The 8438-nt window shown below is 41.8% G+C and carries 9 protein-coding genes and 1 pseudogene; all 10 read right to left on the reverse strand.

The window, feature by feature from the left end:
• A partial coding sequence (locus Q0372_RS05895) for a type I CRISPR-associated protein Cas7 (protein ID WP_298103745.1) occupies window positions 1-110 on the reverse strand: 110 nt, incomplete at its 3' end.
• Window positions 103-525 (reverse strand): hypothetical protein, encoded by a 423-nt coding sequence (locus Q0372_RS05900; protein ID WP_297964359.1) that lies wholly within the window; start codon window positions 523-525, stop codon window positions 103-105. The genes Q0372_RS05900 and Q0372_RS05895, both read right to left, overlap by 8 nt.
• A gap of 1 nt (window position 526) precedes the next feature.
• Window positions 527-1921 (reverse strand): TM1802 family CRISPR-associated protein, encoded by a 1395-nt coding sequence (locus Q0372_RS05905; protein ID WP_298103731.1) that lies wholly within the window; start codon window positions 1919-1921, stop codon window positions 527-529.
• Window positions 1922-2214: 293 nt separating this feature from the next.
• Complete coding sequence (locus Q0372_RS05910; protein ID WP_298103734.1) at window positions 2215-2901, reverse strand: CRISPR-associated endoribonuclease Cas6; 687 nt, start codon at window positions 2899-2901, stop codon at window positions 2215-2217.
• A gap of 72 nt (window positions 2902-2973) precedes the next feature.
• Complete coding sequence (gene glyS, locus Q0372_RS05915) at window positions 2974-5001, reverse strand: glycine--tRNA ligase subunit beta (protein ID WP_298103736.1); 2028 nt, start codon at window positions 4999-5001, stop codon at window positions 2974-2976.
• On the reverse strand, window positions 4985-5119 hold the full coding sequence (locus tag Q0372_RS05920) for a hypothetical protein (RefSeq protein WP_291937682.1): 135 nt from the start codon (window positions 5117-5119) through the stop codon (window positions 4985-4987). Before Q0372_RS05920 ends, glyS begins: the two co-directional genes overlap by 17 nt.
• On the reverse strand, window positions 5116-6477 hold the full coding sequence (locus tag Q0372_RS05925; RefSeq protein ID WP_298103740.1) for an endonuclease/exonuclease/phosphatase family protein: 1362 nt from the start codon (window positions 6475-6477) through the stop codon (window positions 5116-5118). Before Q0372_RS05925 ends, Q0372_RS05920 begins: the two co-directional genes overlap by 4 nt.
• Complete coding sequence (locus Q0372_RS05930; RefSeq protein WP_298103748.1) at window positions 6465-6953, reverse strand: tRNA (cytidine(34)-2'-O)-methyltransferase; 489 nt, start codon at window positions 6951-6953, stop codon at window positions 6465-6467. The genes Q0372_RS05925 and Q0372_RS05930 overlap by 13 nt, the downstream gene beginning before the upstream one ends.
• Window positions 6946-7704 carry a hypothetical protein gene (locus Q0372_RS05935; protein ID WP_298103742.1) on the reverse strand — a complete coding sequence of 253 codons (759 nt, stop codon included), beginning with the start codon at window positions 7702-7704 and terminating at the stop codon, window positions 6946-6948. Before Q0372_RS05935 ends, Q0372_RS05930 begins: the two co-directional genes overlap by 8 nt.
• Before the next feature lie 49 nt (window positions 7705-7753).
• Window positions 7754-8438 (reverse strand): annotated as a pseudogene (locus Q0372_RS05940) (hypothetical protein); the annotation flags it as partial.

Raw genomic sequence — 8438 nt, forward strand, 5'->3', positions numbered from 1 at the left:
TCGCTTTCATCGTATCTTGGTGCATTATCGTTTAGCATGTCGCCGTTAGGATTAGTCATTTTTGCATCCCATAAAAATAAAATTTCACTATGCTTTGCCAACTCACTCATTGTCTTCTCCTTGTTTTTGATTTTCTTTTTTAAATTTTGCATAATCATTAAACCCTTTAATGAAAGCAAAAGAAATCTCCTGTTGAGCTACTCTTATATTTTTCGGGTATATAAAATAAGTGGTAACTAATTGTGATAAATCATTGTTCTTGGGAGTATTTAGACTAAATAGCTTCTCAAAATAGGTTGCTTTATTAAAAATAGCTTTTAAATTTGATTCCGTTATTCTTTTGGTCGATAACCATTTTTTAAACGTCTCGTTCTTTTTTACAACTTTCCCGTTAGGATTATACGAACTATCGATAATACCTTTTGAATAAGCGCCTATTAAATAAGCTCCTTTTATTAAGCCATTCTCAAAATAATCGGGTTGCTCAAGCAATAATTTTTCAAAATATTCAGAAAAAAGTTCCATTCTACATCCTTATTGCATTTATATCTTTTAAAAATTTTAAAACCTTGTTTTCGTTCTCTACAAAAACATTCGGATACATTATCCACTCTTTTATGCCATCTTTCAATTTACTTTTATTTTCACCGTCAAACTCTCTAAAGTGCTCAAAACGCTTTAAAACTTCTAGATAACTTATTTTTAAATATCCTAAAAGCAATTTTGCTAAATATATTTTTTCTTGTAAAATTTTATTTTTCAAATTTGCAATGCTATTTGTAGATATAGCAAACTGTTCCGTAATCCTAAAATAATCCTTTAAATATACAAATCTGATATCATCATCCTCGTCTTGAACTCGTTTCATAGCATCCGTAATATGATCTTCTTGCATCAAATTCACTACCTCTCTTATCCTGCTTGGCAAAACATCTTCAAGAGTAGCAAATATTTTAACAGATAAATTGGTAACATTCACCTCCGTAAAGAATATATCGAGCGTAAAACTATTAATATATTTGAAATTTTCTATTTGCTTATTCAATTTTCCAATAAAGCTCTCTTCCCTAGCAGCTTCATCACTTAAAGTATTTGATTTCTCAAGAAAATTTATCATTTCCTTAAAAATATCTTCGTCAAAATTTACCATAGACGGAATTATTATATATTCTAATCCTTTGTAATAAAATTTAAGATTGTTTATCGCATACATCCAGCCTTTTTTGACCGATTTTGCCGTATTTTTTGACATAGGAAGACGGCTTATGGATTGCTCTTTAAATTTGTCATCATAATTATCCATAGTAAAAAACTTGACATTCGGATCATACCCGCAAGGTTCTTTTTCTTGGGTAACAATATCTATCTGTTCCTTTAAAAAAGCGTTCCCTTTTTTGTCCTCTATATGAGGCTTTACAAATTCATTAAGATAATTTTGCAAAACTTCCGGCATGAGCTCATAAAAACTTTTGCCATTTATAAGTAAAATCAGAAAATAATCGCCTTGCTTAAAGTCTTTCAATCCAAGCTCATCATTTTTGTAGTTATCTATATAATCAAAAACAATCTTTGCTAAACTATGATTTTGTGGATTTGAATAGATTAAAATGGAATTTTGTAAGGTATGCGAAATAGCTTGGAATTTTTTATATAAATCTTTTTCGTTTTGATACTCGTAGTTTGGGTATAAATAATATGAATTACTAGTTCCACCTATCTTTTTTGTAAAAAATGTTTTTATGGTGTCTAATGAAGTTCGTGATAGTTTTGGAGTACTAAGAAGCCTCCCGTTCTCAATTTTAAAATCAATAGCCAAAGTTATATGGTCACTATCCTTAAAATTGGAACTTTTAATCATAGCCTTAACATCGTCGTCACTTAGCAGGCTGCCAATTTTATAGAGTTTATGAGCTAATCCCATATCTTATTTTTACCTTAAGTATTTTAGTTAATTTTACGACCATTTTACTTAAATATTTCTAAAATTATTCTAGATTTGAAATCAGAATAAGATTAAGGCATTAAGAGGCATATTTTATTGTGATTCAAAACTAATTGCAATAAATACTGAACTCTATCTGCCCAAAATTTATGTCAAATATTTTAACATCTACGATAGGGCTAAAAAATATACACAAAATGCACACTATAATGCAGATTAAAGAATAAGGTTTCCCGTTGGGATTTAAAATTATTGTTTTAAAGGTTGTGACCTTATTCTTTTTGCTTTACAACCCCCAAAACCCCTACTCCGTAGTTCATACACCCACTTCCAGCGCCCGTGCCAAGGATCAAATTTATTAGTTCAGCCCTAGCTATAATTCTCCATCTTGCTTGCCACGCATATACCGGCTCGCGATTGTTGCCATAATAGAATTTCACAGACTCACCCGGCTTTTGCCACAATAAATTTAGCTCCATTTCGCCATCATATTTTCGCTCCATAATCGTTTCAAATCGCTGTAAAATATTTGTCTTCATCATCTCTAAATGCCTGCTATCTTGCGGCTGCAAATAGACTTTATGCCCCAAAAGCCCGCTTACTGCGCACGCCACGTAGCCTTGCACAATAGCTTCGTTCTCGCAAATTTTATGATTTTTCGCTTCGACGGTAGTTTGCGTAAATAGAATTTCACCCAAGCTTAGCCCGTCTTTTAGCACTGCTAGCGCGATTTTACGTTCAAACTCCGGCTCGCATGAAGCAAATCGCACGCGCAAATCCTCTCCTCGCAAGATAAAATCAAACACCGTGCGTTTAAAAATTTTACCGCTTGATTCGTGCCTGTATCCTACGTGCTCTGAAGCTGGCAGATAGCGATAAAGAAAGCCCTGAATCAGCTGCGAGAGAGATTTTGTGATTTTTAGATTTTTAGTTGGTAATTTTGCGTTGATGATTAGCATTTGCGCTCCTTTGCGCGGTAAAATTTTGCCCAAGATTCGTGCAAACCTTGGGCGAATGAGCTCTAAGCGGAATTAAAATCCTATCTCTTTGATATCGGCAAACTGCAAAAACGCGCGATAAATTTGCCCGATATTTGCGATACGATTTGCGCGTATCGCGGCATCCTGGACGTTTATCATCACATTATCGAAAAAATCATCAATCACGCCTTTAAGCCCAAATAGTGAGCGCAGATACCCACTCACGTCGTTTTCGTTGAGCTTAACCGCCCTGAACGCCGCATTTAGCGCATGCTCAGCGTCGTGTTCGAATAGGTTTTCGTCCACCGCGCCTATTTTTTCGTCCTTGATGATATTGGCTAGGCGCTTAAAAGTCGCGAAATTTTCCCCGAAATCCGCTGCTGCTGCGATCTCGCCCAGCGCCTTTATGGCCTTGCTTAGTCGTAATAGATCGTTTTCGCCGCTTGCGATGCACGCCTTGATCACGGACGGATTTATCTCGTCAAAAATTCCATATAATCTATCTTTCATAAAATCCAGCAGCTTAGAAATGTCAAATTTCTTATAATTTGGCGCCAGCTTTTGCGCCAGCGTATTCGCATCAAAGCTCAATCCTTGATTTAGTAAAATTTTAATTAGCCCAGTAGCTGCGCGGCGAAGCGCATACGGATCTTTATTGCCGCTTGGAACTTTATTGATACTAAAAAGCCCCAGGAGCGTTTCAAATTTCATCGCCACAGCGATTATGCTACTAAATACACCGCTTGGCAGCTCGCTATCCTCGCCGCTAGGCAGATATTGCTCGCGTATCGCGCGGCATACATGATCTGCCAGTCCAGCATGTGCGGCATAGTAACTACCCATAATGCCTTGAAGCTCGCTAAATTCGCCAACCATCGTGCTGCTAAGGTCTGCTTTACTAAACATTACGGCATTTTCTATGTCCTGCACAAAATCCTTTTTGCCGATCTCCGCCTCAATCTGCGTAGCATAATCTACGCTCAGTGCCCTTGCTACAGCTAGCTCGCGCACCTGCTTATCATAAACCGAGCCAAGGGCTTGCATATAGGATATTTGTTTAAGTTTTTCAGGGCTAAATTCCGCTTGCAAATCGCTTTTCCAAAAAAACATAGCATCGCTTAGGCGCGCGCGTAAAACTTTTTCATTGCCGCGTACTACAAGCTCGTCATCATCGGTGATCGCATTACTAACGACAACGAAGTGATTGCTTAGGCTTTTACCCTCGAAAACGGGAAAATAGCGCTGATTCTCCTTCATCGAAGTGATAATGACCTCTTTTGGCACGCTTAAAAAATCTCGCTCAAAGCTGCCTAACAGCGCTGTCGGATACTCGGTGATCGCCGTTACTTCATCCAGCAATGCAGGATCGACCTCGATCTTAAAGCCATGCTTTTTCTCGAGCTTTGCAAACTCGCTTAGAATTTTATCCTTTCTTTTTTGCTCGCTTAAAATTACGCCGTTACGCTCCAGCAGTGCGAAATAATCTGCGGCGTCTTTAAATTTAATCGCTTCATAGCCAAATTTTCTATGCGGAAAAAATGTAGCTGCGCTTCGCACGCCATAAATTTCAAAATCTACGTTTTGACCGCCCAAAACGCAGGCTATGCTTCTTATAGGACGGATAAACTCAAACTTGCCGCTACCCCAGCGCATCGCGCGTCCAAAATTTAGCGATCGTAAAAACTCCTCTATCATTTCGCCTAGGATTTCACGACTATCGCGCCCCTTTTGCACCGCATCATGGTAGAGCACCTCTTTGCCGCCCACCTGCCGAAATTCCAGCTCGCTTTCGCTTATGCCACATTTTTTAGCAAAACTTAGCGCTGCAGGGCTCCACGCGCCGTTTTTTAGGGCGACGGATTTTGGTGCGCCCGTGCTTACGATCTGCGCATCATCGCCGCGTTGTGGAAAATCCTCGTGAAATAACACAAATCTACGCGGGCTAAATTCGAAGCGAAAGTCGCTATTTATGCGGTTAGCCTCAAGTACCGCGCGCCATTTTGGCGCGATATTCGCACGCTCTTTTAAAAACGGGATCGCAGGCAGCTCCTCGACCCCAATCTCAATGAGTAGTTCCATCTTTATCCTTTTTTCGTTGATTTCGTTTTTCGTTTTTCTCCATCATTTCGCGGTTAAATCCTACGATCATAAATATCATAAAAAGCACGAAAAGTGCGGTTATAACGGCGTGTATCATTCTACTATAAATTCCTTTTGCCCTTTATAAATCGTAAAATAGGCATTTTTAAATTCTAAATTTTTACCGTTTTGCACAGGAGCGCTTTTGCGAAAAATTCTAAACTCGCCCGCGCTTTTTAGATCAATTATGCCGTCTTTAACGTCACCTTTGATCGTGCCTATCACATCTCCTGCGCGCAGCTGCCGAACCGATGCGCTAGGCAAAACGTATGGTGCGATAGAGCCTACGTTGCCGCTTCTATATACGATCTCAAAATCGTCGATTTCAAAGCTTTGCTTATAAAATTTCGTCTTTTTTACTAGCAGATCGAGTTTATCACCTAGCTGCAGCCCGCTGCCGCCATAGACAAAAACTCCGCTTCCATCTTGGGAGATCGCAAAGCCATGGCGGTTTGTAAAGCTCACGACTGCGCCTTTTATCAGCATAGGCTCGCTTATAATGCACCCGTAAAGCTCCTCTATCGTGACGGTCTTTGCGGAGCTAGCGGTATTTTTAACTAAAAATTCTTGCTTTTTCGGCGTAGATTTTAAAGCGCCCCCGTCCGTCAGAATGAAGCTAATCGGAAAATGATCGGAAGCGGTAGAGGATTTAGCAACCGCGAAGCTGTCCTTTTTATATCCCGGCTCGCTACTAAAAAAATCGTCACTAAGCAAGATATGATCGAGCACCGCACCGCTTTCATGAGACTCACAAGAGCTAAAATGCTTTAACTGCGAGCAGGGATGCAGCGCCCACAAATCGCTAAATCCATCGCGCTCGATAAGCTCGTTTAGCAAAGAATTTCGCCCGAAATTCGTATTAAAATCTCCCGCTACGATAGCGCGTTGGTGCCCTTGCAAAACCTCGCGCAAAAAGGCGAAATTGCGCTTGCGCTCGCTTAGCGGATTGCGTGCAGAGAGCATATGTACGACATAAAAGCTAAAATCAGTGCCGCCAAGCGCGAAATCAGTGCGCAAAATATCTCTAGTTTTAAGCTCTATCGGGCGGTAGGTTTTTTGAAATTTTATCGGTATGCGCGACATCACCGCCACGCCCGCAGGTGCAGTCTGCGCGCGCGAAAAAGCGTAGAATTTATAGCCCGCTTTCTGCGCAAGCGCTTTTAGCACGGCTTCGTTTTCGATCTCTTGCAGCCCCAAAATATCGGCATTAAGCGCGCTTATCTCGTCCGCTACCGCTTGCAGCTTGCGCTCGTATTTTTGCTCGCTCCAACCACCGCGCCCGATCTCAAAGTCCGCATACTCCGTGCCGTCGTTTACGCCGTCGAATAAATTTTGCACGTTAAACGATGCGATCTTCAGCTCCGCCGCGTTCGCGCCGCAGAAAAACATCGCAAAAAGTAGCGCTAAAACTCGCAAACCGCGCTCCTAAAGTCGAATTCATCGATATTTTGGCGAATCGCTTCGTAGGTTACGATGCCCACGCTGGTGGCCAAATTTAAACTGCGCCCCGCCCCGCTCATCGGGATCGTGATGCAGTTTTCGCGGTTTGTGCGCATGATCTCAAGCGGCAGTCCGTGCCCCTCCGAGCCGAAAATCAAAAAATCGCCCGGCTGAAATTCCGCCTCGTAGTAGAGCTTGTTCGTCTTTGTCGTCGCAAAAAAGAAGCGCTGCTTAAATTTCTCGTTCGCCGCCATAAACTCGTCCCAATTTTCCCAAATTTTAAGATCCAAGCTCGCCCAGTAATCAAGCCCCGCGCGGCGCAGATGCTTATCGTCGATAACGAATCCCAGCGGCTTGATCAGATGCAAGCGGCACCCCGCATTGACGCACATACGCCCGATGGAGCCGGTGTTTGTGTGGATCTGCGGATATACTAACACGATATTAAACATCAAAAACCGCCGATTTTGCACGAGCAGAATTTTGCAATTTAAAATTCCGCGAGGCAAAGTTTTGAGATTTAGAATTTTGCAAAGCTAAATTACGTGGCTTGGAATTTTGCGCGGTAAATCCTTGTAAATTTGAATGGGCAAAATTCCATAATTTGAAATTCTGTGAAATAAAATTTAGGTCCGTGATTTTGCGATACTGCAGGACGTCAGATCTCTCCTTGTAGCGACACGGCTCTTGCATTTTTTTGTGGTGCGGCGAGGCAACTGCTCCCATAGCACAGGACGCGCAATACGGCTCGCTAAATTTTGCTTTAATGCGTTTAATATGACGCAGGCTGTGAGATTTTGTGCCAAGATGCCCTAATCTGCAAAATTTCATCTCGCTGTAATGCGAGCCGTGAAATTCCGTCTCGCCGCTACGCGGCTCGTATAATTTCTCGCCGCAGCGATGTGATCTGCGAAATTCTCTCGATCCATAAAACTTCGCCTCGTGGGCTTTTTCGGTATGGCGACACGACGGATGAAATTTTAATAGGTCAAATTCCGCGTCGTGAAATCCTACCGAGCTAAGCTTTGCACTATGAAATCTTACGCCGGAAAAATTTAAATTTCGCTCGCCATAAAAGATAAAATTTCGCGCAGCAAAAATCACGGGATTTCGCCTGCGATCAAAGCAAAAAGCGCATTTTTGCAAAGACGCAGCATTCTTGCAAAACGCGTAAATTTCGTCGCGACGATAGAATTTTTTCATAAAACTAGCTCCTAAATAAAACGGCGATTTTACAGAAATCTCTCTAAATTTACGCTTTTAAAGCCGCTACAAACGCCCTAATCTCCGCTTCTTGCAGCCTCTTGATCTCCTTGCCGATCGCAGCGCCGCGCAGATTGCGAGCGACATCTGCGGCGCAAACCAAGCTTTTAAATTTCTTATCCCAAATCCCAAGCCGCTTCGCCGCTTGCACCCTACCTTTACAATACAGCCCGAGCCACTGCTTAAGCGGCATTTTTAGAGCGATTTTGCATAGCCGCTCGTCGCTTACCCGCTTAAAAAACGGCTCGCTAAGTAGCCTTTTATAAAGAGAATTTAGCCCTAAATTCTTTAAAATCTTATTTTTATCTAATCCTAAAAAATTCAAAAACGCGTATAAAAAAAACATTTCATTTCTCACGAAAGATTCGCCGCGCTCTATGAATTGCATCAGTCGCTCATGCACTAGCGGATCAATCCGCAATCCAAAAACCCGCTCATAAAGCCCCAGCTCTTGCATTAGCATCATTCCGTATCGGTGCGCAGGTGCACGGAAAAATTTAATCAGCTCTGCTTTAACGCGTTCGCAACTAAGATCGCTAACGTCGATACTACGCATGAGCTCTAAGGTGCGCGGCTCGGCGCAAAGCTCAAATCTCGCGGCAAACTGCACCGCGCGATACACGCGCAAGCTATCCTCCACGAAAGTGTGCGGATCAACCACTCGCAAAATACGT

Source organism: uncultured Campylobacter sp. (genome assembly GCF_937997405.1).
In the GTDB taxonomy this organism is placed as follows: domain Bacteria; phylum Campylobacterota; class Campylobacteria; order Campylobacterales; family Campylobacteraceae; genus Campylobacter_B.